Here is a 26,511-nt window from a genome sequence, read left to right on the forward strand (position 1 = left end):
AATGAAGGTCATTACCCGTTTAGCCGCGCAAAATATGGAACTTGATCGAACAGACCGGAAAATCCTCTCGATCTTGCAGGAGGATGGGCGCATCGCCAATGTCGAGCTCGCCGAGCGCATCGGGCTGTCGCCGACGTCGATCGGCGAGCGGCTGAAGCGCTTGCAGCGCGAGGGCTTTGTCGAGGGCTACGGCGCCCGGCTCAATCCGCACCGGCTTGGCCTCGGTCTGTTGGTGTTCGTCGAGGTGCTGCTCGACAAGACAACGCCCGACAATTTCGAGCGTTTCGCGCGTGCCGTGAAGCTCGCGCCCGAGGTGCTGGAGTGTCACATGGTTGCCGGCGGCTTCGACTATCTTGTCAAGGCACGGCTGGCAGACATGACCGCCTATCGACGCTTCCTCGGCGAGACCCTGCTGTCGATGCCGGGCGTGCGCGAGACGCGAACCTATGCGGTGATGGAGGAGATCAAGCGCGACGCACCGTTGCCGGTGGGTTAGCGAAGTGCTGTCGCGATTGTCATTGCTGTGGCGTTGAATGAGCGGTCTTCACGGAAAAAATAGCTATCCTTGTGCAATCGCAACGCCTGTCGTCGAATGCACTGGCCGTCTTCTGAAAATTTTTTGGCCCCGCTCCCGGACAGATCCGGGAGGCAGCAATGGCTGGCGCGGGCTTATACTTTGAGGTTCTCTGCGGAGGTCTTGCCCCGGTTTGCGATCTCTTCGTATTCCACCGTCTGTCCCTCATTGAGGGTGGACAGACCGGCCTTCTGCACTGCCGAGATATGCACGAACACATCCTTGCCACCCGACGCAGGCTGGATAAATCCATAACCCTTCGTCGGGTTGAACCACTTGACCGTACCTTTAGCCATCACGACTTCTCCGCGGGTCTTCCTCCGAGATCTCGAACCGCCAGTCCCCGCCAACCGGCCGGTTCGGTCCTAACAAGATACGCGGAATGTGGCAGGCTTGGTAGCTCAAACCACACCGGCGTTTCGCCGAATTCCGCTCAACTTCGCAGCGTTTTTGCCGGTTTTGCCCGTTTCGCGGTCAAATGGCCGGCACGCCGCGCGCCATCCGTCAATAAGTCGCGGCCAGATAATCGACGATTTTGGCGACATCGGCATCGTCGATAGGTGCGCCATAGACCTTGATCATCTTGGTCACCTCGGCCTGCCAGAAGGCCTTCTTGTCCTTCATCGGCGGCTGCGTGGCGATGTAGTCGGACGAGTGGCAGGCGCCGCAATTGCCCTGCACGACCTCGAGATTGGGCCCGGGCTTGAACGCCGCGACCTCGTCCGGGGTTTTGTAATTGACCGGCGCCGCAAGTGCCGAACCGATCGCGGCGACGAGGGCGAGCGAGATGGCGAGGAGAACGGTGCGCTGCATGATCATTCTCCTTCAGGCCACGGTCACGCGGACGGTTTCGACGACGTTGCGCAAATAACCCGCCGGGTTCCAGCGCGGCGTGTCCGGCTGGGTCTCGCCGCCATTGCCGGTGGCGCGGACCTTGAGCTCGTGGCTGCCAGCGGCGAGCTTCACCGGCAGCTTCCATTCGCGGAACGAGTACTTGCCCAGATCCTTGCCGAGCTTGGCGCTGGTCCAGGTCTTGCCGCCGTCGGTGGAGACCTGGACCTCCTTGATGCCCTTGCCACCGTCGAAGGCGATGCCGCGCAGGGTCGTGGCTCCCGCCTTCAGTTTGGCGCCGTCCGGGACGCTGGTGATGAAGGAGCGGATGGTGAAGCGGTTGATCGGGATCGTCGCCTTCGGCGCCGTGCCCGGTTCGACTGCATTGTTGGGCGTATCGGGGATGCGATAGGCCGACTTCATCCAGAAGCCGTCATAGACGTTGTCGATGACCGTGATCTCGTTGAGGTGCTTGACCCAGTAGGTGCCGTAATAGCCGGGCACGATCAGGCGCAGCGGGAAGCCGTTGAGGAACGGCAGGTCCTCGCCGTTCATGCCATAGGCCAGCATCACCTCGCCGTCGGTGGCGTGATCGATATCAAGCGCCTTGATGAAATCGGGCGTCTTGTCGTTGACCGGGCCGTCCATGCCGTTGAAGGTGACCTGCTTGGCGCCGGCCTGCACGCCCGCCATCTCCAGCACCGCCTTCAGCGGCACGCCGCGCCAGCGCGCATTGCCCATGGCGCCGTTGGCGAGCTGGCCGCCGGCGACACGTGGCTCGAAGAAGCCGCGGCTGTTGCCCGAGCACTGGTTGACGGCGACGATCTCTGTCGCCTTCATCTTCTTGATGTCCTTCAGCGACAGCTTCAGCGGCTTGTCGACCTTGCCCTTGACCTCGAGCGTGAACTTGTCGGGATCGAGATTGTAGGGCAGGTCGGAGAGATGATAGCGCACGAAGAACGCGTTGTTCGGCGTGATCGGGCCGTCGTTGAAGATCGCAAAAGGCGTCTCGAGCTGCGGCGGCCGGCTGGTCAGGCTGATCATCGGCCTCTTCTGCGGATACTTCACCAGCGGCCGTTCGCCGTTGGCAAAGGGCAGGGTGACGGTGTCGAGGGCCAGCGCCTTGGTTGAGCTCAGTGTGGCCGCAAGTGCGGAAAGACCCGCTCCCTTGAGTAGGTCGCGTCGATCAAACATTCTGGTCCCCTCCCGGAGCTTTTCGTTGGATCACGGTCATCACCGCGATCCTGCGCTCATCTGTTGCAACGATTTGGACGAAGTCAATTCGTGCTTTCGCAGCAAGCCCATGCCGCTGCGTTGCAGCAGGCCGGTGTTACGTGGTGATGAGAGGGACTAGAGTTGTAACGGCAGCGACGGTGCGCTCCACCTCTCCCGCTTGCGGGAGAGGTCGGCGCGGAGCGCCGGGTGAGGGCTCTCTCCTCTGGGGGATTGTCCCGTTGTCGAGGCACCCTCTCCCCAACCCTCCCCCCCAAGCGGGGGAGGGAGCGCACCTTCCGTGTGGCTTGCGCGCTACGCCGCGACGCGCACGCTCCCGTCGACCAGCGCCATCAGCTCCCTCGCATCCGCGATGACGCGCACCGCCATCGGCTCGTCGCGGCCGCGGATCGCGACCTCCTGCTGCGGCAGGGCGTGCTCGACAAGGCCGGCGGTGCGGCGGACTTCCTCCGAGACGATCGCCTCGCAGGCCAGCGTCTTGGTCATGTCCTGGAGGCGGGCGGCGACGTTAACGGCATCGCCGAGCGCGGTGAAGACGATGTGATCGCGATAGCCGATGTCGCCAATGATGACCTCGCCGCCGTGGATGCCGATGCCGAAACGGATCGGTTGGCGCAGATCGTGGCTCAGGAGCCCATTGAGCTCGTCGATATGCGTGGCGATCCCCGCGGCTGCCTTCAGGGCCTGCCGGCAGGCCTCTTGCGGATCGGCCGACAGCCCGAACAGCGCCAGCATGCCGTCGCCGACGAACTGGTTCGGCTGGCCTCCGTTCTCGATCACCGCCTGCGACACCGCGCCGAGGAAGCGGTTGACGATGAAGACGGTGTCGAACGGCAGCCGCTTCTCGGCAAGCTGCGTCGAGCCGCGCATGTCCACGAACAGGCTGACGAGATAGCGCTCCTGGCCAATTCTGGCGGGCGTCGAAGCCTGCGCATTCGCGGAGAGTGTGTGCGGGGTGAAGAGCTGAAAGAAGGAGAGATCCGACGTCGGCCGCAGCTGGCAGGCGAGCCTGATCGAGGGATCGCTGGTGCCGACGCGGGTCAGCACGAAGGCCTCGCGCTGCGACGGCTCGGGCAGGGCGCCGTGATCGCCGATGATGCGGATGCGGCAGGTCGAGCAGCGGGCGCGGCCGCCGCAGACGCTGGCATGAGGTACATTGTGGCGCAGGCTCGCTTCCAGCACCGACAGCCCTTTGGGGACCCGCACCGTCTTGCCGTTGCCGTAGGACAACGCGATCATGCCGCCGCGCCGTTCGCGCAACGCGCGCACGCCGCGCGCCGCCAGCGCCAGTCCGAGCAGGCCGAAATAACCGACGGTGAGGCCGCCGGTGATGTGGTCGAGCGTATTGCCTTCCGCGACCGTGCCGACCTGGCGGCGGGTGAGATTGTGCGTACGCCATTCTCCATCGTCGCTCTCGACGGCGATGCTACGGCCGCCCTGATAGATGCCGAGCAGCGACAGCGTCGGGATCAGCACGGCCGCCGCGAGCAGATAGGGTGCCGCGCGCGTGAAGAACGGCTTGAGGCGAAGCCAGAAGAAGATGCCGATGCAGCCGTGCACCCAGGCAACCAGAAGCAGGATCGTCATCTGCCAGAGCCGGCCGGGCGATGCGACGAAGAACAGATAGAGTTCCTGCGGATACAGCTTTTGGTGTCCGTACAGCGTCTGGCCGAGCCGCACCCCGATCACATGCGCCATGACCAAAGCGGGGATGCTCAAGCCCAGCACCAGCTGGAGCGGCTCGATCGTCCGCCAGCGGAACTGCCGGCGCTGGTACAGCGCGTAAAGGCCGAGCCCCATATGGGTGAGTGCGGCCGTGTAGAACACGATCGCGACGGGGAGGAACTGCCAGAATAGGGTGTGGTAGTAGACCCCGGCCTCCATGGCATCGACCGAGATGTTGCCGAGCGCATGGTTGAGGAAATGGCTGACCACGTAGGAGAACAGGATGATTCCACAGATAAGCCGCACCTGCCGCACGCTGGTGGCACGGACGACGGACATCTGTATGGGAGCGGTGGCCATGATTCGGTTGTATCAGTTCATGAAAGAGAACAGCCAGCGTAGCGTTTAATTCCAGGGCTGGACAGGTTGTGTGGTCACATGCGCGGCAAGGTTACGGAATCGTAGGGTGGGCAAAGGCGCCTTGGCGCCGTGCCCACCATTCCGCGTCCTTCCGCTCCGCCGTCGTCCCGGACAAGCGCGCCCCAAGCGCGCGCCGATCCGGGACCCATAATCACAGGAAGATGTTGTGCGACGGGCTGGTAACTCCGAGTCTTCGCCAAACTCCACCCTGTGGTTATGGGTCCTGGGTCTGCGCTTCGCTTGCCCGGGACGACGGTGGCGGCCCGCATTGACTCCCCCTCCCAGGTTGGCGAAAAGCGCGGCCGTGACGACAGCCCCTGACATCACCGTGCCCCTCCGCGACGCCGCGCGCCGGCCCTTCGTGATGGCCGCAGCGATCATCGCCGCGATGACCGTGCTGCGCATCGTCTACGCCTCCGCGATCGAGTTGCGCACCGACGAGGCCTATTACTGGACCTGGTCGAAGGAGGCAGCGCTCAGCTTCCTCGATCATCCGCCTGGCGTCGCCTGGCTCATTCGCTTCGGCACTGCGATCTTCGGCGACACCGCGCTTGGCGTCCGCTTCGGCGGCATCGTCGCGATGCTGGTGACGCAGCTGCTGCTCGCCGACATCGTTCGCCGTCTCACCCATGACGCACGAGCGATCATGATCGCGGTGCTGATGCCGGAGGCCGCGCTCTATTACGGCCTGCTGATGGCCAAGGTCGCGCCCGATGTCGCCATGATCCCGTTTGCGGTGGCGATGATGTGGTCGCTAGTGCGGCTCGCGCAAAGCGGCGATGGACGCTGGTGGCTCGCGGCCGGCCTGTTCGCGGGTCTGTCGATGCTGTCGAAATTCACCGCGATCATGTTCGCGCCCGCCGTGGCAGCTTTTCTACTCGTGCCAGATTGGCGCTGGCGTTGGCTACGCAGCCCCTATCCCTATCTCGCGGTGCTGGTCGCGACCCTCGTGTTCTCGCCGGTGCTGATCTGGAATGCGCAGCACGACTGGGCCTCGTTTCGCTTCCAGGGCGTGCGCGCCACTGCCAGTTACGGCATCTCGCTGCGCACCATCGGCGATTACATCGGCCTGCAATTCGGCCTGGTCGGCTTCGTGATGCTGCCGGTGGTGCTGACGGGCCTGGTGCTGACGGCATGGCGCGGCTATCGCAGGCGCGAGCCGGTCGCGATCCTGTTGTCGACCGCGGTGCTGGTGCCGTTTCTCTATTTCTTGGTCAAGTCGATGACGCTTCGGGTCGGCGACACCTGGCCGATGTTCATGTGGCCGGTCGGCTTCGCCGCCGCGGCTGTGAACCTCGCAACGATGAGGAAGGAGGGATGGTCGGCGCGCACGCTCAGATCGTCGGCGTTCTGGGCCAGGACATCCATCACCACGGGCATCGCCTTCGTCGTCATCGTGTTCCTCTACTACGTCGCCGCGCCCTGGAATCTGCTCGGCAAGATCGACCCGATCGGCGCGGAAGCCGGCTACGAGCAGGTCGCCGCGCGCGCGCAGGCCGCGCTGGACGAGACCGGCGCGACCTGGATCGCCACCACGGACTATCGCACCTACGCCATGATGCGCTGGCTGTTCAGGGGCCGCGTGCCCGTCGTCGAGATCAACGAGCGCGGCCGCTTCCAGGATTTCCGCGATCCCGGCATGGATCGGATCCAGGGCAACGCCGGCATCTATGTCGGGCGGGAGCCGGACAATCGATCATCGCTATGGGAGAGCATCCCGGCGAAACGCGAGCCGCTTGGCCAGGTCGAGCGCCGCTGGCGTGGGCGCGTGATGGACACCTATGTGCTGGAAAAGCTCACCGGCTGGACGCCGGAGCTATCGCCTCCGAAGGATTCGCCGCTGTTTCAGTGGCGCGTGCTGGCGGGAGAATTCAGCGCGAGGCTCGCGCGGTTTCTCTTACCTCCCCTGGAGGGGCAGGGTCGATCGCGCGCAGCGCGAGCGGGGTGGGGTGATCTCTCCACTCGGGCACTGTTGGATGTGGCGAGACCGTCACCCCACCCCGTCTCACATTTCGCTCCGCTCAATGTGAGCCGACCCTCCCCCTCCAGGGTAGGGCTATCGCATATGGCGTGAATAATGCTTCGGCATCGGCAGTGGGCTCCCTCTCCCGCTTGCGGGGGAGGGCTGGGGTGGGGGGTGCCTCCGCGTCGGGATTGTCGAGAATTGCGGAGGCGATCCCAGTGCGGTGAGAGCCCTCACCCGCCGCGCTCGGGACGATGCTTCGCATCGCCCGGGACGCGTCGGCCTCTCCCGCAAGCGGGAGAGGCGGAGCAACCTCGCGGGTGGTCCCCGCGAAATGCATATGCGATAGCCCTACCCTCCAGGGGAGGGTAAGGACGAGCAGAGCCCTACTCCTCCTCGTCTTTCTTCCGCAACAGATCCGTCGCGAGGTCCGACAGCTTCGGCGGCGGCAGGGCCGCGAACGGCAGCGGCCGCGTGACTTCGATCGCGGCAAGGCCGAGCCGTGCCGTCAGCAGACCGTTGAGCACACCTTCGCCGAGCCGCTGCGACAGCTTCGCGGCGATGCCGTGGCCGAGCATCTGCTGCACCAGGCTGTCGCTCGCGGCCATGCCGCCGGTGATGGCAAGATGGGCGATGACGTGGCGGAGCAGGCGGATCATGCCGAGCGCGCCGGGGCGGCCGCCATAGAGGTAGGCGAGCTGGCGGATCAGGCGCAGCGCGGCGACGAACACGAACAGCACGTCGATCGCCGCGCGCGGCGAGACTGCCGTGACGATCGAGACCTTTTGCGCGGCCGACGACACCAGCCGCCGCGCCTCCGCATCCAGCGGCGACATCAACTCGCGCTCGGCGAGCCGGATCATGTCGGCGCCGTCGATGATCTCGCCGGCATGGCTCTCCAGCGCCGCGCGGGCGCGCGCGAGCTGTGGATTCTGGTGCGCGATGTTCAGGAGGTCCTGCACGATGACGCGGCTCTCCTTGCGATCGTCACTGGCAAGCACCGCCGCGGCGCGCTGATGCAGTTTCTCGATGGTCGCGAGCCGTGCCAGCCCGAACGCCTCGCGCCCGATCACGACGGCAAGCGCAAGCGCGGTGACGAACGCGAAAGCGAGGCCGACCATGCCGAGGCTTTCGCTGCGCGCAAACAGATCCTCGATCAGACGGACGACACCGAGCCCGGTACCGAGCAGCGTCAACCCGGCGAGCCCGGACCAGAACATCGTGCCCCAGGGAAAGCCGCGCCGCGCCGGAAGCGTGGTTTGAACCGGCACCGGCAGCGCCAGTGGATCGGGCTCCGGCGTGATCTGGATGGTGCCGCGACTGATCCGTCCCGTCTCGTCGGCTTCGGTGACGACGACACTGGGATCGTCCAGCCGGAACGTCGCGGGCCGCCGCTGCTGGGATCGCTCGTTCATGAGAGCTTGTCTCCGATCAGGAACTGCAAGGCACGGTCGAGGCGGATGTGTGGCAGGGCCGGCTCTTCCGTGCCCTCGTGCTCGAGCTTCGGCGGGCGGAAGCGCAGGAAGCGGAAATCACTCTTCTCGGCGGCCTGCGTCGAGAGCCCGCGGAACGCGTCCCTACCGTTGAACAGCGGTTCGGGATCCAGCGGCAAATCGCCTGGAAAGGTCGCAACCTCAGTGTTGCCGTCGAAGAATTCGCCGCCGGCACTTTCGCCCGCGGCGGGCGTTCCCAGGATCGACGGCAATTTGTCGCGGCCACGCGCCACCTGCGCCTCGCGCGTGGCGCGTATGGCGGCGAGCGCCACCACGTCGATCTCCGCGCCGGTATTTTCCGCGCGCGTAACCGCGCCGGTGACCGCACGGCGTAGCACGGCCTCGAGCCGGTCGTGGCTGGAATGATGCAGATGGTCCGCCTTGGTCGCCGCGAACAGGATGCGGTCGATGCGTGGCCGGAACAGGCTGGAGAGCAACGTGCTGCGACCGATGTTAAAGCAATCCAGAATGCCGGCAAGCGCGGCTTCGAGATCGTGCAGCGCTTCGGGTCCGGAGTTGAACGCGGTGAGCGCATCGGCCAGCACGATCTGGCGGTCGAGCCGCGCAAAATGATCGCGGAAGAACGGCCGCACCACCATGTCCTTGTAGGCGTCATAGCGGCGCACCATCATCGCCCATAGCGATCCCTCCGGCGCCCGCCCGCCGGCGGGCACGTCGAGCGGCGCAAAGGTCAGCGCCGGCGTGTCGGCGAGACTGCCGGGCATCAGGAAGCGGCCGGGGGGCAAGAGGCTCATCGCGAAGCGCTCGTCGCGGCAAGCGCGCAGATAATCGGTGAAGAGCTTCGCGGCCGTCAGTGTTGCCTGCTCATCCTCGCGTGCGTCGGGCTTGAGCGTTGCGAGATGCGCGTGCCAGTCCGTTGCCAGATGCGCACGCGGCGCCTCACGCGACAGCGCCAGGCTTTCCGCCGACCATTGCTCAAAACTCTTCTGCAGCAGCGGCAGATCCAGCAGCCATTCGCCGGGATAGTCGACGATGTCGAGCGTGAGCGTGCGGTCGGCGCCATTCGGGCGCTGGTAGTCGATGACGAGACGGAGCTCGCTGATATCGACGGTCGAGCTCGGCCAGCGCCGCTCCTCGATCAGTGCGCGCAGATGGTTCTCATAGGCAAAGCGCGGCACGGCATCATCGGGCTGCGGCGCCAGATGCGCCCGCGCGATCCGGCCCGAGGCATAGGCCTCGAACACCGGAAACCGGCCGCCGCGGGTGAGGCCGTGAATCAGCGCCGTGATGAATACCGTCTTACCGGCCCGCGACAGGCCGGTGACGCCAAGCCGCACCGTCGGATTGAAGAAATGCTCGCCATAGTCGATCAGCGCCCTCGCCGACAGCCGCGCCTCCTCGACCATATCCTGGAAACTGAATACCATATGAACGTTAGGGGATCTCGGGCGGGAGGAATGTGCGACCGTTCACAAAAGTGGCAACTGCCTGAGGAAAATCAAGCTTCATACTTCCACCGCCTTTGTCGGCAAATCAGCCGTTTGAACGATGCGCCGATCTCGAAAGACCCATACAAGAGGGCATTGCCACGCTTTGCGGATTGCCATGACCGTCTTCCAACTGAAACAGCTTGCGTCCAGCTCCGTCCACGCCGCAGCCGACGCGATGGGCTGGAACTACGATCGCGCCGAGCTGATCGCCGACGGCGTCGTGCATGCGATCGGCGTCCTCTTCGGCATCATCGCAGCGACCGTGCTGGTGGTGCTGGCCGCGGTCTATTCCGACGCCACCGACATCGTCGGCGTCTCGATCTACGTCGCCGGCTTGATCTCGATGCTGGTGCTGTCGGCGACCTATAATCTCTGGCCGGTGTCGCCGGCAAAATGGCTGCTGCGGCGGTTCGACCATTCCGCGATCTATCTGTTGATCGCGGCGACCTACACGCCGTTCATCCTGGAAGTGAAGGACAGCGTGTTCGCGCTGGTGCTGCTTGCCGGCGTCTGGTGCGTGGCAATCCTCGGCATCGTGCTGAAGCTTCTCTATCCCGGCCGGTTCGACCGGGTCTCGGTCGGCATCTATCTCGCGATGGGCTGGAGTGGCCTCATGATCTACGACGCCGTCGTCAGGGCGTTGCCCTCGCTGGTGCTGGGCTTCATCCTTGCAGGCGGCCTGCTCTACAGCTTTGGCGTGATCTTCCACGCCTGGCGGCGGCTGCGCTTCCAGAATGCGATCTGGCACGGCTTTGTCTTGGCCGGCGCGGCGTGTCATTATACCGCGGTGCTCGACCTCGTGTTGAGCTGAGCAAGCCGCGAAGCGGTATAAGAGACGCGGTCCAAGACAAGAGGAGACGTCGCATGCAGGTGACCGGCAAGGTCGTGGTCGTCACGGGCGGCGCCAATGGCATCGGTAAGGCGCTGTGCGAGGCTTTTCACGAGGCGGGTGCAGCCAAGGTCGTCGTCGCGGACATGGATGCCGCCAATGCGAGGGCGGTCGCGGCCATGGTGGATGGGGCCGCCTTCAAATGCGACGTCGCGCAGGAAAAGGACATTGCGCACGTCATCGAGGAGACCGAGCGGCAGTTCGGCCCGATCGAATTGTTCTGCTCCAATGCCGGCATCGGCGGCGGCTTCGATCCGATGTCGGAAAATGCCGGCGGCGCCTCCGACGAGCCGTGGCAGCGCAGCTGGGCGATCCACGTCATGGCCCACGTCTATGCCGCGCGGCATCTGATCCCGCGCATGAAGGCGCGCGGCGGCGGCTATTTCCTTAACACCATCTCGGCCGCGGGCCTGTTGTCGCAGGTCGGCAGCCCGGCTTATTCGACGACAAAGCACGCCGCGGTCGGCTTTGCCGAAAATCTCGCGATCTCGCACAAGGCCCACAACATCAAGGTCTCGATCCTCTGCCCGCAGGGCGTCGACACCAACATGCTGCGCTCGATCCCGAAAGGCCCGCAATCCGGTGACGGCGACCTGACGCCGGAGCAGGTGGCGAAAGACGTGCTCGCCGGCCTCGAACAGGAGACGTTCCTGATCCTGCCGCACCCCCAGGTGCTCGGCTACATGCGCAAGAAGACCGAGAATTACGACCGCTGGATCGGCGGCATGGCCAAGATCCAGGCGAAGATGCGGGAGGAGTTCGGGAAGTAGGGAGGGAGTGCCGCAATTTCGGTGTCGTCCTGGCGAAGGCCAGGACCCATACCGCGAGGTCTACCGATCTAGCCGCGATAGGAGTACCGAACGGCAAGTCTTCGCCAAAACTAGTCCTTGGGGTAATGGGTCCTGGCTTTCGCCAGGACGACGATGGGGCGAGCTACACGGCTACGCCGCCATCTCCTCCTCCATCCGGCTCTGCCTGAGCGCTCGCGCATAGAGCATCATCCCCTCGCGCACGGTGCGCTGATCCGCCTCCGTCAGCGCCGCCAGCGCTCCGCTCACCTGCTGCCGCCCAAACGCGTGCAGCGCCTCCAGCGTGCGCCGTCCCTTCGCTGTCAGCGACAGCAGCTTGCTGCGTGCATCAAGCTCATCCGGCGTCTCCCTGAGCTCGCCGCAGTCGATCAGCTTGCGCACCAGGCGGCTGACGCTGGATTTCTCCAACCGCAGGAAATCGCCGAGCTCTCCCGAGGTCATGGGTCCGCGGATGCCGATCTCGAGGATGGTGTGGACCGCCGACGGCGGATAGTCCGATGCCGCCACCGTCGCGTCCATGAAGCCGAGCTCGCGCACCATCAGGCGCGAGGCGGCGCGGATGTCGTCGATCAGCGAAAGCTCGGCCATCTTGACTCCTGGCATATAGTTGTATCATACAACTATATGCGTGCAACGGCGCGCGCAAGCGTTTTGGAGTGAGCCATGAGCGGAACTTTGCCGGCGGGGATGCGGATGAGGGGCAAGGTCTGCCTGGTGACGGGCGGCGGCAGCGGCATCGGCCGTGCCACCGCGCTACGGATGGCGTCCGAAGGCGCGGAAGCGATTTTTGTCGCGGGCCGGCGCGAGGCAGAGATCGAAGCAACCGCCGCGGCATGCGGCGAGCTCGGTGCCTTGGCCATTCCGGTCAAGACCGACATCACGCGAGAGGACGACGTCGCGCGCCTCGTCAGCACGGCCATGAAGCGCTGCGGCCGGCTCGACGTGGCCTTCAACAATGCCGGATTCCAGGAGCGCCGCGCGCCGCTGGAGGAGCAGGGCACTGATATCTACGACAGCGTGTTCGACACCAATGTCCGCGCGCTGTTCCTGTGCCTGCGCCACCAATTGCCGGCAATGCTCGCGAAGGGCCGCGGCAGCATCGTCGTCAACGCCTCCGTCAGCGGCGTGCGCAATCCCAATCCCGGCTTCTCGCTCTACTCGGCCTCCAAGGCCGCTGCGATTTCGCTAACGCGTTCGGCCGCGATGGAGAATGCCCCCCGCGGCATCCGCATCAACGCCATCGCCCCCGGCCGCGTCGTCACCGACATGATGCTGCGCGCCGGCGTCGGCGATGTCGCAACGGTGAGCGCCGGCCTGCCGCTGCGGCGGATGGGGAGCCCGGAGGAAGTGGCGGAGGCGGTGGTGTGGCTGGCGTCGGACGCGTCGTCGTATGTCGTGGGACACGTGCTCGCGGCGGATGGAGGATTTTTGGCGTCCTAGTGGTGCATGCGAGCCAGGACGACGGTGAAGATATGGCCTGCGCTCCTAATGCTTCTGCCCGTACAACACCGGCACCGCCGCATCCACGATCACCTCCACGAGGCTCGTGCCTTCGTGTGCCATCCCGCGTTTCAGCGCCTCGCCCAGCTCCGCCGCCTTGCTCACCCGCACCGCATGGCAGCCCATGCCTTCGGCGAGCCGCACGAAATCGATCCCCGGCAGCTCCAGCCCCGGCACGTTGCGCACCTGCATCACCTGGCTGAACGAGCGCATGGCGCCGTAGCCGGAATTGTTGATGACGACGACGGTGAGCGGCAGCTTGCGCTGCGCAGCGGTCCATAGCGCCTGGATCGAATACATCGCCGAGCCGTCGCCGATCAGGCAGACCGTGCGCTGCTTTGGCTTGCCGAGCGCCATGCCGACCGCGGCGGGCAGGGAGTAGCCGAGACCGCCGCTCGCCATCGTGTAAAAACTGTCCTGGCCGCGCATCGGCATGAATTTCTGCATCGCCGGCCGGTGCGAGGGCACTTCCTCGACGAGCGACGCGCCCTCAGGCATCGCCTGCGACAGCGAGTGCAGCAGGAAGTCGACGGGTAGCGGATCGGCGGGTTGCGGCGGCGGCGGCAGCGTGCGGCCTTTCGGCGTCGACCGCTTGCTCTCCGGCAAAAGGTCGAGCAGCAGGCTCAGCGCCAGCTTGATGGTGGCGATGATACTGGTGCCGACCGGCGTCACCGCCGCCGCATCCGGATCATCCGTGATCTGGAAGATCGTCGCGCCGCCGTCGAAGATCGCGGCATGGCCCTCGACATGGAAGGTAAACACCGGTGCGCCGATCACGATCACCAGATCGTGCTCGCGTAGCGCATCGGACAGCTGCGCGGGCGACGCATGCAGGAAGCCCGCGAATTGCGGATGCCGCTCGGGAAACGAGCAGCGCGCCGAGAACGGGCTGACCCAGACGCTGGCCTTGGCCTTCTCGGCGACGCGCACCATCAGATCGACCGCGCCGGCGCGGTCGACGCCGGGACCGACCACGAGGGCGGGGTGCTTGGCCGAACCGAGCGCAGCAACCAGCGCCTGCATCGCATCAGGTTCGGGTCCGATCTCGCGGCTGACCTTGCGCGCCTCGATGGGAGCTGCCGCATGCGCCCAGTCGTCGATCGGAATCGACACGAAGGTCGGCCCGCAGGGCGGCTGCATCGCGGTGTAATAGGCGCGCGCGATCGCGGCCGGCACGTCCTCGGGCCGCGCCGGCTCGACGCTGTATTTGACGTAAGGCCGCGGAAATTCGGAGGCGCGCTCGGCGTAGAGGAACGCCTGCAGCGGCAGGATCGAACGCGCCTGCTGGCCCGCGGTGATCACGAGCGGTGTTTGGTTGCGATGTGCGGTATAGATATTGCCGAGCGCGTTGCCGACGCCGGCTGCCGAATGCAAATTGACGAAGCCGGCATTGCGCGTCGCCTGCGCGTAGCCGTCGGCCATGCCGACCGCGCTGGCCTCCTGCAGCGCCAGCACGTAGTCGATGTCGTCGGGCCAGTCGCTCAGGAACGGCAGCTCGGTCGAACCGGGGTTGCCGAACACCCTGTCGATGCCGAAGGATCGCAGCAGGCCGAGCGTCGCCTGCTTCACTGTGACGGATTTGCTGCCGGTCTTGCCGTTCTTGGACATGGTTCCGTCCCTTGTTGGCTCTCGCGCAACCAGCCCCAACGTCATTGTGAGGAGCCCTTGCGACGAAGCAATCCAGACTATCTCCGCGGAGAGAGTCTGGATTGCTTCGCTCCGCTCGCAATGACGAGGAGGCCGCGGTGGCTTACCACACCGCTGTGCCCTTCATCGTCGGCTGCCCCTCGGCATTCGCAGTCCACAGCTCCATGCCTGCCTCGGTCTCGTTGGCATTGACGGAGAACTCTGTGCCCTCGAACAGCGGCTGCACGCCACGATAGGTGAACCTCTTCGGCGCCTTGCCGCCGTGCAGTTTCGCCGCCATTTCGATGATCAGAGCCGCCTGCAACGGCCCGTGGAAGATCAAGCCCGGATAACCCTCGACCTTGGTGACGTAGTCGCGGTCGTAATGGATGCGGTGGCCGTTGAAGGTCAGCGCGGAGTAGCGGAACAGCAGCACGGGATCGGAGACATGGGTCTCGCGGTGCTGTGCCTTCGGAGGCGGGGGCGGAGCCTTTGCGGGCGCCGGCGCGCTGCTCGTCATCTCGCGATAGACGATGTCCTGCCGCTCGCGGATGGCGAGCCCGCGCGGCGAAGAGATGCTGTGCTCGACCGAGACGAAGCACAGCGTGCCGGTCGAGCCTGACTTCACCTGTACGTCGGCAATACGCGACGTCCGCGTCGACTCGTCGCCGACGCGCAGCGGCTGCAGGAATTCGATCTCGCCGCCGGCCCACATCCGGCGCGGCAGCGGTACCGGCGGCAGGAAGCCGCCGCGGGTCGGGTGACCGTCGGGGCCGAGCATCGACATCGGAAACACCGGCTGCGCCAGGCACCAATGCACCGTGAACGGTGCGGCATCGCCCGCCCTGGGCTCGCCGACGTCCTGGAACAGCGTCGCGCGCAGGCCCTTCACGAGCTGCGCGGTGACGATGTCGGTGGCCTCCGTGCTGCGGCCGATCCATTGCCGCAAGTGGTCGATGTCGAGCCTCTCGGTCATGACGCCTCGCTCTTGTTATTTCCTGGATTGGGGACGCTCGCCGATGGCGGGCACCGGGCCATACGAGCGCGTCTCGCCGACGATGATCGGCGCCGGCGCGGGATAGCTGACGCGGCCGTTCGGCGTGTCGACCTCGATGCGGCGCAGATGCGGATGGTTGGTGAGATCGGCCATGGTGTTGACCTCGGCGAACGCGATGTCGGCGTCCGAAAGCCGCTTCAGCAGCTCATCGCGCGTCATCTTGCCGAAGATATCTGCGACCGTCTTGTCGGTGAAGTCGCGGTTGCGCACGCGCTCGACCATGTTGGCGACGCGCGGATCGCTCGGCAGATCCGGCTGGTCCAGCACCTTCGCGCAAAGCGTCTTCCACTCGCGCTCGCTCTGGATCGAGATCAGGATATCCTTGCCGTCCTTCGAGGTGAACACGCCGTAGGGCGCGATCGAGGGATGGCGCAGGCCCATGCGCTTGGGCGGATTGCCGGCTTCCGAGTTGAGCAGCGGCACGGTGCACCAATCGGCCATCACGTCGAACATGGAGATGCGGATGTCGGCGCCCTTGCCGGTGCGCCCGCGTGCGATCAGCGCTTCCAGGATCGCCGCATGTGCGGTGGCGCCGGTTGCGACGTCAACGATCGACATGCCGACGCGCGAGGCGCCGTCGGGGTTGCCGGTGATGGAGGCGAGGCCGCTCTCGGCCTGGATCAGAAGGTCATAGGCCTTGCGATGCGCGTAGGGGCCCTCATCGCCGTAGCCGGTGATGGTGCACGAGATCAGCTTGGGATAGTCCTTCAGCAGTCGCTCGCGCGAAAAGCCAAGCTTGTCCATCGAGCCCGGCTTGAGGTTCTGGATCAGCACGTCGGCACTGGCGATCAGCTTCTCCAGCTCGGCGCAGCCTTCTTTCGTTGCGAGATCGACCACCGCCGATTTCTTGCCGCGATTGAGCCAGACGAAATAGCTGCTCTGGCCCTTGGCCGCCGCGTCATAGCCGCGGGCAAAATCGCCCTCGGGCCGCTCAATCTTGATCACTTCCGCGCCGGCATCCGCCAGGCGCGAGGAGCAGAACGGCGCCGCCACCGCCTGCTCGACCGCAATCACCCTGATCCCGTCCAGTGCTCCCATGGCGCGACCTCAGTACGAGCGAGGCATGCCGAGCACGTGCTCGGCGACATAGGACAGCACGAGATTGGTCGAGATCGGCGCCACTTGGTAGAGCCGCGTCTCGCGGAACTTACGCTCGACGTCGTATTCCTCGGCAAATCCGAAACCGCCATGGGTCTGGATGCAGGCATTGGCCGCTTCCCAGGACGCATCCGCCGCGAGCATTTTCGCCATGTTGGCCTCGGCGCCGCAGTCGAGGCCGGCCTCGTATTTGCGCGTCGCTTCCTTCACCATCAACTCGGCCGCACGCATCGAGGCATAGGCCTTGGCGATCGGGAACTGGATGCCTTGATTTTGGCCGATCGGCCGGCCGAAGACTGCGCGCTCCTTGGCGTAATTGGTGGCCTTGGCGATGAACCATTTGGCGTCGCCGACGCATTCGGCCGCAATCAAAATGCGCTCGGCATTCATGCCGGAGAGGATGTAGCGAAAGCCCTTGCCTTCCTCGCCGATCAGATTCTCGGCCGGCACCTTCATGTCGGTGAAGAACACTTCCGTGGTGGCGTGGTTCATCATGGTGCGGATCGGGCGGATCTCCAGACCATTGTTCTTGGCCTCGCGCATGTCGACGATGAACACCGAAAGACCATCGGTGCGCCTCTTGACCTGCTCCTTCGGCGTGGTGCGCGCCAGCAGGATCATCAGGTCGGAATGCTCGGCGCGGCTGGTCCAGATCTTCTGGCCGTTGACGATGTAACTGTCGTTGCCTTCTTTGCGCGCGAAGGTTTTCAGCGAGGTGGTGTCGGTGCCGCTGGTCGGCTCGGTGACGCCGAAGGCCTGCAGGCGCAATTCGCCGCTCGCGATTTTCGGCAGATACTTCGCCTTCTGCTCGGCATTGCCGTGCCGCAGCACCGTGCCCATCGTGTACATTTGGGCATGGCAGCCGCCGCCATTGCACCCCGCGCGCTGGATCTCTTCGAGGATCGCAGCCGCGGCGGAGAGCTTCAAGCCAGCGCCGCCATATTCCTCGGGGATCAGCACCGAGAGATAGCCGGCCTCGGTCAGCGCATCCACGAAGGCCTTGGGGTAAGCCATCTCGCGATCGAGCTTGCGCCAATATTCGCCGGGAAACTGCGCGCAGAGTTTTGCGACGGCTTCGCGGATGTCGGCGTAATCTTCGCTGTGGTGTTCTTGACTCATGGCGTTTCCAATCAGTAGCGGCAGTTAAGATAACGCCGGCCAATCCTCTGGCGTTGTGAAAACAACGCCAGCCCCCTATGCTCATTTGTTATAGCGTATGGAGTAGCCTTCCAGGATTGGCAAGCATGGATTTCCGTCAGCTCAGGACCTTCAGTTGCGTGGCGGAGCTCGGCAGCCTGTCCAAGGCCTCCGACACGTTGCGTGTGGCGCAGCCGGCGCTGAGCCGCCAGATCAAGCTCCTGGAACACGAGCTGCGCACCGAGCTGTTCACGCGCAACGGCCGCGGCATGGTGCTGACCGACGCTGGCCGCCTGCTGCTGGCGCGCACCTCCGGCATCGTGCGGCAGATCGACCAGATCCGCGACGACATCCAGTCGGCCAAGGGCCCGCCGTCCGGCCAAGTCGTGCTCGGCCTGGTTCCGACCGTGAGCTGCGTGCTGTCGGCGCGTTTTGCGCGGCGCTGCGTCGAGAAATTTCCCGGCATCTCGCTGCGCATCGTCGAGAGCTACAGCGGCCATCTCGTCGAATGGCTGCACCGCGGCGAGATGGATCTTGCCATCCTCTATGGACGCTCGGCCGATCTGCATCTCAATGTGCAGAGCTTGGGGCGCGACAACATCGTCGCGGTCGGCCCGCGCGGCTGTGGTCTCGCGCGCAGGAAGAGCGTCGATATCGGCTGGCTGCTGCGACAACGCCTGGTGCTGCCCAGTCATTCCCACGGCCTCCGCGCCCTGATCGAGCACGCGGCCGCCCAGCGCAAGATCAAGCTCGACGTCCAGTTAGAAGCGGATTCGTTCCGCGTGCTGACGAGCCTGGTCGAGGAGGGCCTTGGTTTCGCGCTGCTGCCGCCCTCATCCGTCCACGGCGAGGTCGCGGACGGGCGGCTGGAGACCGCGCCCGTATCCAAGCCGATGACGCGCGAGCTCATTTTTGCTTCTCCGATCGATCGTCCGGCCTCGACGGCCTCGCTCGCCATTACCGCGCTTCTGCGCGAGGAAGTCGCCGCCTGCCGCAAGGAAGGGGTGTGGGACATCAGGCTCGCTTGATCTTCGCCTCGGGGCGAGGGAGCGCACCGAACGCTGCCGCGCCAGCGGTTTAGGGCACAAGCCCGCAGCCGGCCCTTCGCATCTTGAGCGAGCTGTCATGCCGGAATTTTATAGCTGGCGGGCGTCAACGCGCCGCGGCTACGAGTGTGCAAAACCTCGTTATTGCGAGCGCAGCGAAGCAATCCAGAATCCCTCCGCGGAAAGACTCTGGATTGCTTCGTCGCAAGAGCTCCTCGCAATGACGGAGATGGGGCCATCACCCCGGAATCCGCACCGGAAGCGACTCATACCCCTTGATGAAGCTCGAATAGATCCGCTTGGGCTCGCCGACCACCTCGATACGGTCGAAGCGCTTCAGCATCTCCTCCCAGACGATGCGGAGCTGAAGCTCGGCAAGGCGCATGCCGACGCAGCGGTGGATGCCGAAGCCGAAGGAGAGGTGGGTGCGCGGCCGCGGACGGTCGATGATGAAGTCGTTCGGCCGCTCGAACATCTCCTCGTCGCGGTTGCCCGAGACGTACCACATCACGACGCGGTCACCCTTGCGGATCGGCTTGCCGCCGATCTCGGTGTCGGCAAGCGCGGTGCGCCGCATATGCGCCAGCGGAGTCTGCCAGCGGATCACCTCCGGCACCATGGAATCGATCAGCGCCGGATTGGCCCGCAACTTGTCGTACTGCTCGGGGTTCTCATTCAGCGCCAGCACCGAGCCGGTCATGGTGTTGCGCGTGGTGTCGTTGCCGCCGACGATGAGCAGGATGATGTTGCCCATGAGATTGTCGGGATCCATGAACCGCGTGGCATCGTTGTGCGCCATCAGCGACAACAGGTCATTGCGCGGCGCGGAATTGACGCGCTCGTTCCACAGCTTCGACATGTAGGCATAGCACTCGTCCATCTCGCGGCGGCGCTCCTCGGCGGAGGCGACGATGCCGCTCTTGGGCAGCGCGGTGGAGACGTCGGACCAGCGCGTGAGCTTGCGCCGCTCCTCCCAGGGGAAGTCGAACAGGGTCGCCAGCATCTGCGTCGTCAGCTCGATCGAGACGCGCTCGACGAAGTTGAAGGTCTCGTTGCGCGGCAGATTGTCCAGCACCGTCTGCGAGCGCTGCCGGATCAGTTTTGCCAGCTCGTCCAGGTGTTGAGGGGTGAACATCGGCGACACCGTCTTGCGCTGCGCCGAATGCCGGGGCTGGTCCATGGCGATGAAGCTCGGCCAGTCATAGCCTTCCGGCACGTCGCGGATCGAGATGCCGCCGAGCGTCGAGTCCGAGGAGAAGATGCCGTGATTAGTGTCGACATGCATGATGTCGTTGTACTTCACCACCGACCAGTACGGCTCGATCGGCGCGTTGGTGCAGTAATGCACCGGCTCTTCCTTGCGCAGCCGTTCGAACCACGGCCACAGCGTGTCGTCCTGGAACAGCCGGGGCGCGCCGGGGTGGAATTGTGCCAGCGGCGTCGCATAGGCCTCCTCGCGCGCCCTGCGCATGCGTTCGGCCTTGTCCACCTTAACCGGCGCTTGGATGTTCATCGTCGTGGCTCCATTGTTTCTGCTCAACCTCTCCCGCTTGCGGGAGAGGTCGGCGCGCAGCGCCGGGTGAGGGTTCTATCCTCCTGGGGATTGTCCCGTTGCGGAGACACCCTCTCCCCAACCCTCTCCCGCAAGCGGGAGAGAAAGCTAACTCACGCCGCAATCTTCACCGGCAGCGTCTCAAGTCCTTTCACGAAACTCGAATAGACCCGCTTGGGTTCGCCGACCACATCAATATGGTCGAAGCGCTTGAGAATTTCTTCCCAGATAATCTTGAGCTGGAGTTCGGCTAGCCGCAGGCCCACGCAGCGGTGGATGCCGAAGCCGAAGGAGAGGTGCGTGCGCGGGCGGGCGCGATCGATGATGAAATCGTAGGGCTTTTCGATCGCCTCCTCGTCGCGGTTGCCCGAGACGTACCACATCACGACCTTGTCACCCTTCTTGATCTGCTTGCCGCGGAACTCGAAATCGGAGAGCGCCGTGCGCCGCATATGCGCGAGCGGCGTCTGCCAGCGGATCACCTCCGGCACGAAGCTGTCGAGCAGATCGGGGTTTTGGCGCAGCTTGCGGTACTGCTCCGGATGCTGGCTCAGCGCGAGAAGCGAGCCCGACATGGTGTTGCGGGTGGTGTCGTTGCCGCCGACGATCAAAAGGATGAGATTGCCGAGGAAGTTCTTCGCGTCCATGTCGCGCGTAGCAGTGCCATGCGCCATCATCGACAAGAGGTCGCTCTTCGGCGGCTGCGCGATGCGCTCTTTCCAGAGGCGAGAGAAATAGGCCGCGCATTCGGTCAGCTCGGCCTGCCGTTCGTCCTCGGTCGCGACGAGGCCGTCAGGGCCGGGAATGGTGGTGGCGATGTCGGACCAGCGCGTCAGCTTGCGGCGGTCCTCCCAGGGGAAGTCGAACAGCACCGCTAGCATCTGCGTGGTGAGCTCGATCGAGACCCGGTCGACCCAGTCGAACACCTCGCCACGCGGCAGGTTGTCCAGGCACTCGGCCGAGCGCTTGCGGATGTTCAGCGCGAGATTGTCCAGATGCGTCGGCGTGAACATCGGCGCCACGGTCTTGCGCTGCGCCGCATGCCGCGGCGGGTCCATCGAGATGAAGCTCTCGCGACGCAAGTCCGGATCGATGTCGCGGATGGTGATGCCGCCGAGCGAGGAGGCCGAGGAGAACACCGAATGATTGGTCTCGATCTCCATGATGTCGTTGTAGCGCGTCACCGACCAATACGGCCCGAACATCGAGTTCTTGCAGTAGTGCACCGGATCTTCCCGGCGCAGGCGGTCGAAATAGGGCCAGAAGGTATCGGTCCTGAACAATTCAGGATCGCCCGGATCGAACTGCTCCAGCGGCAGCGACGTGGCGCGTGCGCGAAGTGCGTCGAGCGTGGCGGCGCTCTCGATGGTCCCATGCATGACCGCTCTCCCTGTGGTGAACCGCGCGTTCTCGTTGAATTCTGCGCTGCGGTATTTGATTTGCAATTACAGCCGGTTGTCTGCGCCGGAGCAAGGGAGAGTTTGCCACATCCAACCTTTGCGGGAGGTGCGTAGCCTGGATGGAGCGCAAGCGTAATCCGGGGTTCGGGCCGCCACGACCGCTGAACCGGATTGCGCTGCGCTCCATCCAGGCTACGGGACGACAGACTTGCAACGTGATCCCCCTCACGCCTCTAACGGCGGAATCGTGCAAGAAACCAACTGGAATCGGGGTAAATCGAACCCGGTCATCTTGGGGATCGACTAACCTCTGATCTATAGTTTGGCCGTAACAGATCCGCACCCCGAGGTTGCCGCCGTGAACGACATGCAATGGGCCCCCATCGGCTCCGAACCCGTCCCGCCGCCGCTGCCGCCCACGCGGGTCGATTTCACCGGCAACCGCTCCGAGTTCCGCAAATTGGCCACCAAGGGTGCCATGCTCGAACTCGTCACCTTCGGCTTCTACCGGTTCTGGCTCGTCACCGACATTCGCCGTCATTTGTGGACGAACACTGCGGTGGACGGCGATGCCGCCGAATACACCGGACGGGCGAAGGAGCTCTTGGTCGGCTTCCTGTTCGCGCTTGCGATCTTGATGCCGATCTATCTCGCGTATTTTCTTGTCGGCATCGAGTTCGAGCGCTGGCAGGGCTTCGCCTCGACACCACTCTTCATCGCCTTCTACGCCTTCGGCCAATTCGCGATTTTTCGCGCGCGGCGCTATCGCCTGACGCGTACGGTCTGGCGCGGCGTGCGGTTCTGGATGGACGGCTCGGGCTGGGCCTATTCGCTCCGCGCCATGCTGTGGGGTGTGCTGGTGTTCCTGACGCTCGGCCTGGCGCTGCCCTGGCGCGAGGCTGCACTCGAACGCTACAAGATGCAGCACACCCATTACGGCGATCTCACCGGCGATTTCGAAGGCGACGGCTGGACGTTCTTCAAGCGCGGCTGGTGGCTGTGGCTGCTCAGCCCGATCGCGCTGCTGATCTTCCCGCTCGCGCCGTTCTTCTATGCCGAGTTCAAGGCGCGCGAATGGCGCTGGTGGCTCGACGGCATCCGCATCGGCGGCGTCAGCCTGTCCTCGCGCCTGCCTCATGACGCCTTCTACGGCCTGTACTGGAAGGTGATCGGCTGGTGGATGCTGCTCACGACCGCCTTCGCGGCCTACATGGGCGGCGGCGCCTTTCTCGTCGTCACGCTGACCGGCGTTTCGGCCGAGGAGGTGTTCGGGGCTGGCAATGCTGCCAAGAGCATCCCGATGGTTGTGATGATGGTGATCGGCTATTTCGCGCTCGCCCTTGCCGCCAACATCGTCATGCGGGTCTATCTTCAGCGCGATCTCTGGGCCAAGGTGCTGGAGACCGTCGAGGTGCACAACATCGCGGCCGCGGCGGATGTGCGCGGCAGCGGAAAGCTCGCCAGCGCGCTCGGTGAAGGCTTTGCCGATGGACTGGATGTTGCAGGATTTTGAGCTGTGAGTGAGTTGTCTGCCGAGGCCCCGGCGCAGTCCGTCAAGCCGACAATCTTCTTCGACGGCGTCTCGAGCCGCAGGCGTCAGGTGATGCTGTCGCTCGGTGACGTGCTCGAGATCGCCGAGGACGGCGAAGCGCCGGTTCGCTGGGTCTATGCCGATATCCGCCGTGCCGACAGCCCGGACGGAGTTTTGCGCCTGGCATCGACGTCAGCGCCGCCGCTCGCGCGGCTCGAGATCCGTGATGCCGCGCTTGCAGCGGATCTCACCGCGCGATGCTTGCGCCTCGACGAGCACCAGACTTCGCGCCGCGGCGTCGCAAAGATCGTGGGCTGGTCGGTGGCGGCCGCCGTCTCCATCGTCTGCGTCGTCCTGTTCGGCGTGCCGCTCGCCGCCGACCGGCTCGCGCCGCTGGTGCCGAAACCGATCGAGCGACGCATTGGCGATGCGTCCGAAGTCCAGGTCAAGACCATCTTCGGCCGCAGAGTGTGCGAGGACCCCGCGGGCAAGGTCGCATTCACAAAGCTCGTCAACCGCCTGCGCGATGCCGCCGGCCTCGATGACGATTCCACGACGGCGGGCGTGCTGCCGAGCCCGGTGCCGAACGCGTTCGCGCTGCCGGGCGGCAAGGTGTTCGTGCTGAAGGGCCTGCTCGACAAGGCTGAAAACCCCGACGAGCTCGCAGGCATCCTCGCGCACGAGCTCGGTCATCTCAAGCATCACGACAACATGCGCGGCCTGATCTACAACGGCGGCACCTCGTTCCTGATCGGCCTGCTGTTCGGCGACGTCACCGGCTCCTCGGCGGTGATCTTCGCCTCGCGCAGTGTGGTCGAAGCGTCCTATTCGCGAGAGGCCGAGACCGGCGCCGACACTTTCGCCATCGAGATCATGCATGCGCTCGGCCGCTCGCCAAAACCCGCGGCCGAACTGATGTTCCGCATCACCGGCAAGGAAGGCGGCTCTGGTCTGACAAATATCCTCGCCAGCCACCCGCTCACCGAAGACCGCCTCGCGCGCATGACCAGGGAAGATCGTCCCGCCAGCGGCCCGCCGCTGCTGACGAACAAGGAGTGGCAGTCGCTGAAGGGCATTTGCGGCGGCGGGAAGATCTAGCAGGCTGTTGAAGAAGTCTCTGGCGGGATGGCAGTGGACGTGATTCTCTCGATAGTTGAATCGGGAGGCCATGATGCGGGGATCGGACGAGCGGTCTGGATCGCTCTTCAGTTACGTGGATCTTGAAGCGCGGGTTCGCCCGGATCACGCCTTACGGAAGATCCGGGAGATTGTGAACGCTGCGCTGGACGATCTATCGAAGGCATTTGCGGGGCTTTACACGGACTTTGGCCGACCCTCGATTGCACCGGAGAGGCTGCTTCGGGCGATGTTGTTGCAGGCGTTCTATGGCATCCGCTCGGAACGACAATTGATGGAGCGGCTGGAGTTCGACCTGTTGTTCCGCTGGTTTGTCGGTCTTGGCGTGGACGATCCGGTGTGGGACCACTCGACCTTTTCCAAGAACCGCGACCGGCTGCTAGAGGGTGAGATCGCCGCTAAGTTCCTCTCCGCGGTAATGGCTCAGCCGAAAGTGAAGCGGCTATTGTCGAGCGACCACTTCTCGGTGGACGGCACGCTGATTGAGGCGTGGGCTTCGATCAAGAGCTTCCGCAGAAGGGATGGAGGCGACAACGACAGTGGGGGGCCGGGACGTAACGCTGAGCGCAGCTTCCACAAGGAGAAGCGTTCAAACAAGACGCACCAAAGCACCACCGATCCGGAGGCTCGGCTGTACAAGAAGGGCGATGGGCAGCCGGCCAAGCTCTGCTACATGGGGCATGCTCTGATGGAAAATCGCCATGGTTTGGCGGTCGGCGGCATTGTCAGCCAGGCCACCGGTACGGCCGAACGAGAGACAGCGCTGGCGTTGATTGATAATTGCCATCCCAGAGGCCGGCGGGTCACGCTCGGCGCGGACAAGGCTTATGACGTTACGCAGTTCGTGCACGACTTGAGAGAACGATCGGTGACGCCGCACATCGCAATCGACGGACACCTCAGCAAGACAGGCGTCCCGCGCAAGACGGCGGTCGATGCCCGCTCCACCCGCCATGCCGGCTACGAGATCAGCCAACGCTGCCGCAAGCGGATTGAGGAAGTGTTCGGATGGATCAAGAGTTCCGCCGGTCTGGCCAAGGTAAAGCTGCGAGGGCGCGAGCGTGTGGACGCCGTCTTTACGTTGGCGCTTGCCGCCTACAATCTGATCCGCCTGCCCAAGCTGCTGGCGGTGCAGCTATGAGCGTGCGGGGCAAATGGCGCGTCGTGGAAACGCCCGATCACGACATGGCCGGGTCGGGCTCTTACATCCTGTTCACAAACGATGGTGGCGAGTTCGCCCTGGATTGTCTCACCGGGGCAATATACGGCCGTTGCGAAGGCGATGCCGTCGAGTTCACATGGGATGGCAACGACGAGATGGAGCCCGCAAAAGGCCGTGGTTGGGCAGAAGAGCTCGCCGATGGCTCGCTCGAAGGTAAGATATGCCTCGAAGGCGGCGACGACATTCCTTTTATCGCCCGCCGATTGGCTACTTCTTCAACAGCCTGCTAGCTCCGCTTATCGCGTTCCGTAAGCGCGGTCGCCGGCGTCGCCGAGGCCTGGCAGAATGAAGCCGTTCTCGTCGAGGCCTTCGTCGACCGCGGCGGTCCAGATCGGTACGTCCGGATGCAGACCTCGCAGCCGCTCAAGTCCTTCCGGCGCGGCGATCAGGCAGGCGAGGCGGATATCCTTGGCGCCGCGCTCCTTCAGCCGGTCGATGGCGGCCACGGCCGTATTGGCGGTGGCGACCACCGACGTCACGACGATCGCCAGGCGCTCGCCGAGATCGGACGGCGATTTGAAGAAGTACTCGACCGCGGCAAAGCTATGCGGCTCGCGGTAGAGCCCGATATGGGCGACGCGCGCGGTCGGCACCAGGTCCATCATGCCGTCGACGAAGGTGGTGCCGGCGCGCAGCATCGGCACGAACACCAGCTTCTTGCCGGCGATCTTGGCCGAGTGCATCCGTGCCAGCGGCGTGTCGACCACGACGTCGGTGAGCGGCAAATCGCGCGTCACCTCGTAGCAGAGCAGCATGCCGATTTCCTTGATCAGCTCGCGAAACGACTTGGTCGAAATGGACTTGTCCCGCACCAGCGTCAGCTTGTGCTGCACCAGTGGGTGATCGACGATCGTGACGCCTTGCATGATGGGATGCT

24 protein-coding genes are annotated in these 26,511 nt (G+C 64.7%); 10 read left to right on the forward strand and 14 right to left on the reverse strand.

The window, feature by feature from the left end:
• The first annotated feature begins 34 nt into the window (after positions 1–34).
• Positions 35–496, forward strand: coding sequence for an Lrp/AsnC ligand binding domain-containing protein (locus XH85_RS09105; protein WP_025032087.1), 462 nt, complete (start codon positions 35–37; stop codon positions 494–496).
• A 173-nt stretch (positions 497–669) separates the two neighbouring features.
• Here XH85_RS09105 and XH85_RS09110 read toward each other — a convergent pair whose 3' ends face one another.
• The 4 genes from XH85_RS09110 to XH85_RS09125 form a co-directional block, all read right to left on the reverse strand.
• Entirely contained in the window at positions 670–870 is a 201-nt protein-coding gene (locus XH85_RS09110; RefSeq protein ID WP_008563500.1) for a cold-shock protein, read from the reverse strand.
• Positions 871–1,078: 208 nt separating this feature from the next.
• Positions 1,079–1,387, reverse strand: coding sequence for a SorB family sulfite dehydrogenase c-type cytochrome subunit (sorB, locus tag XH85_RS09115; protein WP_164940371.1), 309 nt, complete (start codon positions 1,385–1,387; stop codon positions 1,079–1,081).
• Between the two features lie 12 nt (positions 1,388–1,399).
• Entirely contained in the window at positions 1,400–2,599 is a 1,200-nt protein-coding gene (sorA, locus tag XH85_RS09120; RefSeq protein ID WP_128931633.1) for a SorA family sulfite dehydrogenase catalytic subunit, read from the reverse strand.
• 333 nt (positions 2,600–2,932) lie between these two features.
• The gene (locus XH85_RS09125; protein ID WP_128931634.1) at positions 2,933–4,663 is read right to left on the reverse strand and encodes an adenylate/guanylate cyclase domain-containing protein; all 1,731 of its coding nucleotides are present in this window, start codon (positions 4,661–4,663) and stop codon (positions 2,933–2,935) included.
• Positions 4,664–5,087: 424 nt separating this feature from the next.
• On the opposite strand from XH85_RS09125, the gene XH85_RS09130 reads away from it, so the two are divergent.
• Positions 5,088–6,797, forward strand: a complete 1,710-nt coding sequence (locus tag XH85_RS09130; protein ID WP_245473544.1) for a glycosyltransferase family 39 protein — start codon at positions 5,088–5,090, stop codon at positions 6,795–6,797.
• A gap of 275 nt (positions 6,798–7,072) precedes the next feature.
• Here XH85_RS09130 and XH85_RS09135 read toward each other — a convergent pair whose 3' ends face one another.
• Positions 7,073–8,101: a YcjF family protein gene (locus XH85_RS09135; RefSeq protein WP_128931635.1), complete on the reverse strand. Its 1,029-nt coding sequence runs from the start codon at positions 8,099–8,101 to the stop codon at positions 7,073–7,075.
• A complete protein-coding gene (locus XH85_RS09140; RefSeq protein WP_128931636.1) occupies positions 8,098–9,567 on the reverse strand; it encodes a YcjX family GTP-binding protein in 1,470 nt (489 codons plus the stop codon). Before XH85_RS09140 ends, XH85_RS09135 begins: the two co-directional genes overlap by 4 nt.
• Before the next feature lie 178 nt (positions 9,568–9,745).
• Between XH85_RS09140 and trhA the strand changes: the two genes are divergently transcribed.
• Both trhA and XH85_RS09150 read left to right on the forward strand, forming a co-directional pair.
• Positions 9,746–10,441, forward strand: a complete 696-nt coding sequence (trhA, locus tag XH85_RS09145) for a PAQR family membrane homeostasis protein TrhA (RefSeq protein WP_128931637.1) — start codon at positions 9,746–9,748, stop codon at positions 10,439–10,441.
• 53 nt (positions 10,442–10,494) lie between these two features.
• Positions 10,495–11,289: an SDR family oxidoreductase gene (locus XH85_RS09150; RefSeq protein WP_128931638.1), complete on the forward strand. Its 795-nt coding sequence runs from the start codon at positions 10,495–10,497 to the stop codon at positions 11,287–11,289.
• Positions 11,290–11,460: 171 nt separating this feature from the next.
• On the opposite strand, the gene XH85_RS09155 is transcribed toward XH85_RS09150, so the two are convergent.
• Positions 11,461–11,916, reverse strand: a complete 456-nt coding sequence (locus XH85_RS09155; protein WP_164940365.1) for a MarR family winged helix-turn-helix transcriptional regulator — start codon at positions 11,914–11,916, stop codon at positions 11,461–11,463.
• A 75-nt stretch (positions 11,917–11,991) separates the two neighbouring features.
• Here XH85_RS09155 and XH85_RS09160 point away from each other — a divergent pair, with 75 nt between their 5' ends.
• Positions 11,992–12,768: an SDR family NAD(P)-dependent oxidoreductase gene (locus XH85_RS09160; protein ID WP_128931640.1), complete on the forward strand. Its 777-nt coding sequence runs from the start codon at positions 11,992–11,994 to the stop codon at positions 12,766–12,768.
• A 45-nt stretch (positions 12,769–12,813) separates the two neighbouring features.
• Here the strand turns inward: XH85_RS09160 and mdlC are convergent, their stop codons facing one another.
• From mdlC to XH85_RS09180, 4 genes are all read right to left on the reverse strand, one after another.
• The gene (gene mdlC, locus XH85_RS09165) at positions 12,814–14,436 is read right to left on the reverse strand and encodes a benzoylformate decarboxylase (protein WP_128931641.1); all 1,623 of its coding nucleotides are present in this window, start codon (positions 14,434–14,436) and stop codon (positions 12,814–12,816) included.
• A 142-nt stretch (positions 14,437–14,578) separates the two neighbouring features.
• Entirely contained in the window at positions 14,579–15,430 is an 852-nt protein-coding gene (locus tag XH85_RS09170; protein WP_128931642.1) for an HTD2 family dehydratase, read from the reverse strand.
• Between the two features lie 15 nt (positions 15,431–15,445).
• Positions 15,446–16,549 carry a CaiB/BaiF CoA transferase family protein gene (locus XH85_RS09175; RefSeq protein WP_128931643.1) on the reverse strand — a complete coding sequence of 368 codons (1,104 nt, stop codon included), beginning with the start codon at positions 16,547–16,549 and terminating at the stop codon, positions 15,446–15,448.
• A 9-nt stretch (positions 16,550–16,558) separates the two neighbouring features.
• Positions 16,559–17,728: an acyl-CoA dehydrogenase family protein gene (locus tag XH85_RS09180; protein ID WP_128931644.1), complete on the reverse strand. Its 1,170-nt coding sequence runs from the start codon at positions 17,726–17,728 to the stop codon at positions 16,559–16,561.
• 125 nt (positions 17,729–17,853) lie between these two features.
• On the opposite strand from XH85_RS09180, the gene XH85_RS09185 reads away from it, so the two are divergent.
• The gene (locus tag XH85_RS09185; RefSeq protein WP_128931645.1) at positions 17,854–18,774 is read left to right on the forward strand and encodes a LysR substrate-binding domain-containing protein; all 921 of its coding nucleotides are present in this window, start codon (positions 17,854–17,856) and stop codon (positions 18,772–18,774) included.
• 256 nt (positions 18,775–19,030) lie between these two features.
• Here XH85_RS09185 and XH85_RS09190 read toward each other — a convergent pair whose 3' ends face one another.
• Together XH85_RS09190 and XH85_RS09200 are read right to left on the reverse strand one after the other, a co-directional pair.
• Entirely contained in the window at positions 19,031–20,305 is a 1,275-nt protein-coding gene (locus XH85_RS09190) for a cytochrome P450 (RefSeq protein ID WP_128931646.1), read from the reverse strand.
• 152 nt (positions 20,306–20,457) lie between these two features.
• Entirely contained in the window at positions 20,458–21,723 is a 1,266-nt protein-coding gene (locus XH85_RS09200) for a cytochrome P450 (RefSeq protein ID WP_128931647.1), read from the reverse strand.
• 388 nt (positions 21,724–22,111) lie between these two features.
• On the opposite strand from XH85_RS09200, the gene XH85_RS09205 reads away from it, so the two are divergent.
• The 4 genes from XH85_RS09205 (at position 22,112) to XH85_RS09220 (ending at position 25,864) form a co-directional block, all read left to right on the forward strand.
• The gene (locus XH85_RS09205) at positions 22,112–23,257 is read left to right on the forward strand and encodes a YjgN family protein (protein WP_206734852.1); all 1,146 of its coding nucleotides are present in this window, start codon (positions 22,112–22,114) and stop codon (positions 23,255–23,257) included.
• A 3-nt stretch (positions 23,258–23,260) separates the two neighbouring features.
• Positions 23,261–24,373: a M48 family metallopeptidase gene (locus XH85_RS09210; protein WP_128931649.1), complete on the forward strand. Its 1,113-nt coding sequence runs from the start codon at positions 23,261–23,263 to the stop codon at positions 24,371–24,373.
• Between the two features lie 73 nt (positions 24,374–24,446).
• Positions 24,447–25,553 (forward strand): IS5 family transposase, encoded by a 1,107-nt coding sequence (locus tag XH85_RS09215; RefSeq protein ID WP_128937143.1) that lies wholly within the window; start codon positions 24,447–24,449, stop codon positions 25,551–25,553.
• The gene (locus tag XH85_RS09220; RefSeq protein WP_128931407.1) at positions 25,550–25,864 is read left to right on the forward strand and encodes a hypothetical protein; all 315 of its coding nucleotides are present in this window, start codon (positions 25,550–25,552) and stop codon (positions 25,862–25,864) included. The genes XH85_RS09215 and XH85_RS09220 overlap by 4 nt, the downstream gene beginning before the upstream one ends.
• A gap of 6 nt (positions 25,865–25,870) precedes the next feature.
• On the opposite strand, the gene upp is transcribed toward XH85_RS09220, so the two are convergent.
• The gene (upp, locus tag XH85_RS09225) at positions 25,871–26,500 is read right to left on the reverse strand and encodes a uracil phosphoribosyltransferase (protein ID WP_091881044.1); all 630 of its coding nucleotides are present in this window, start codon (positions 26,498–26,500) and stop codon (positions 25,871–25,873) included.
• Between the last annotated feature and the right edge of the window lie 11 nt (positions 26,501–26,511).

The sequence above is a fragment of the Bradyrhizobium zhanjiangense genome, from assembly GCF_004114935.1.
In the GTDB taxonomy this organism is placed as follows: domain Bacteria; phylum Pseudomonadota; class Alphaproteobacteria; order Rhizobiales; family Xanthobacteraceae; genus Bradyrhizobium; species Bradyrhizobium zhanjiangense.

What these genes read in the sequence shown, in the direction of transcription:
- XH85_RS09105 (WP_025032087.1), top strand. Translation starts at nt 35, where the DNA reads ATGGAACTTGATCGAACAGACCGGAAAATCCTCTCGATCTTGCAGGAG.
- XH85_RS09110 (WP_008563500.1), bottom strand. Translation starts at nt 870, where the DNA reads ATGGCTAAAGGTACGGTCAAGTGGTTCAACCCGACGAAGGGTTATGGA.
- sorB (WP_164940371.1), bottom strand. Translation starts at nt 1,387, where the DNA reads ATGCAGCGCACCGTTCTCCTCGCCATCTCGCTCGCCCTCGTCGCCGCG.
- sorA (WP_128931633.1), bottom strand. Translation starts at nt 2,599, where the DNA reads ATGTTTGATCGACGCGACCTACTCAAGGGAGCGGGTCTTTCCGCACTT.
- XH85_RS09125 (WP_128931634.1), bottom strand. Translation starts at nt 4,663, where the DNA reads ATGGCCACCGCTCCCATACAGATGTCCGTCGTCCGTGCCACCAGCGTG.
- XH85_RS09130 (WP_245473544.1), top strand. Translation starts at nt 5,088, where the DNA reads ATGGCCGCAGCGATCATCGCCGCGATGACCGTGCTGCGCATCGTCTAC.
- XH85_RS09135 (WP_128931635.1), bottom strand. Translation starts at nt 8,101, where the DNA reads ATGAACGAGCGATCCCAGCAGCGGCGGCCCGCGACGTTCCGGCTGGAC.
- XH85_RS09140 (WP_128931636.1), bottom strand. Translation starts at nt 9,567, where the DNA reads ATGGTATTCAGTTTCCAGGATATGGTCGAGGAGGCGCGGCTGTCGGCG.
- trhA (WP_128931637.1), top strand. Translation starts at nt 9,746, where the DNA reads ATGACCGTCTTCCAACTGAAACAGCTTGCGTCCAGCTCCGTCCACGCC.
- XH85_RS09150 (WP_128931638.1), top strand. Translation starts at nt 10,495, where the DNA reads ATGCAGGTGACCGGCAAGGTCGTGGTCGTCACGGGCGGCGCCAATGGC.
- XH85_RS09155 (WP_164940365.1), bottom strand. Translation starts at nt 11,916, where the DNA reads ATGGCCGAGCTTTCGCTGATCGACGACATCCGCGCCGCCTCGCGCCTG.
- XH85_RS09160 (WP_128931640.1), top strand. Translation starts at nt 11,992, where the DNA reads ATGAGCGGAACTTTGCCGGCGGGGATGCGGATGAGGGGCAAGGTCTGC.
- mdlC (WP_128931641.1), bottom strand. Translation starts at nt 14,436, where the DNA reads ATGTCCAAGAACGGCAAGACCGGCAGCAAATCCGTCACAGTGAAGCAG.
- XH85_RS09170 (WP_128931642.1), bottom strand. Translation starts at nt 15,430, where the DNA reads ATGACCGAGAGGCTCGACATCGACCACTTGCGGCAATGGATCGGCCGC.
- XH85_RS09175 (WP_128931643.1), bottom strand. Translation starts at nt 16,549, where the DNA reads ATGGGAGCACTGGACGGGATCAGGGTGATTGCGGTCGAGCAGGCGGTG.
- XH85_RS09180 (WP_128931644.1), bottom strand. Translation starts at nt 17,728, where the DNA reads ATGAGTCAAGAACACCACAGCGAAGATTACGCCGACATCCGCGAAGCC.
- XH85_RS09185 (WP_128931645.1), top strand. Translation starts at nt 17,854, where the DNA reads ATGGATTTCCGTCAGCTCAGGACCTTCAGTTGCGTGGCGGAGCTCGGC.
- XH85_RS09190 (WP_128931646.1), bottom strand. Translation starts at nt 20,305, where the DNA reads ATGAACATCCAAGCGCCGGTTAAGGTGGACAAGGCCGAACGCATGCGC.
- XH85_RS09200 (WP_128931647.1), bottom strand. Translation starts at nt 21,723, where the DNA reads ATGCATGGGACCATCGAGAGCGCCGCCACGCTCGACGCACTTCGCGCA.
- XH85_RS09205 (WP_206734852.1), top strand. Translation starts at nt 22,112, where the DNA reads ATGCAATGGGCCCCCATCGGCTCCGAACCCGTCCCGCCGCCGCTGCCG.
- XH85_RS09215 (WP_128937143.1), top strand. Translation starts at nt 24,447, where the DNA reads ATGCGGGGATCGGACGAGCGGTCTGGATCGCTCTTCAGTTACGTGGAT.
- XH85_RS09220 (WP_128931407.1), top strand. Translation starts at nt 25,550, where the DNA reads ATGAGCGTGCGGGGCAAATGGCGCGTCGTGGAAACGCCCGATCACGAC.
- upp (WP_091881044.1), bottom strand. Translation starts at nt 26,500, where the DNA reads ATGCAAGGCGTCACGATCGTCGATCACCCACTGGTGCAGCACAAGCTG.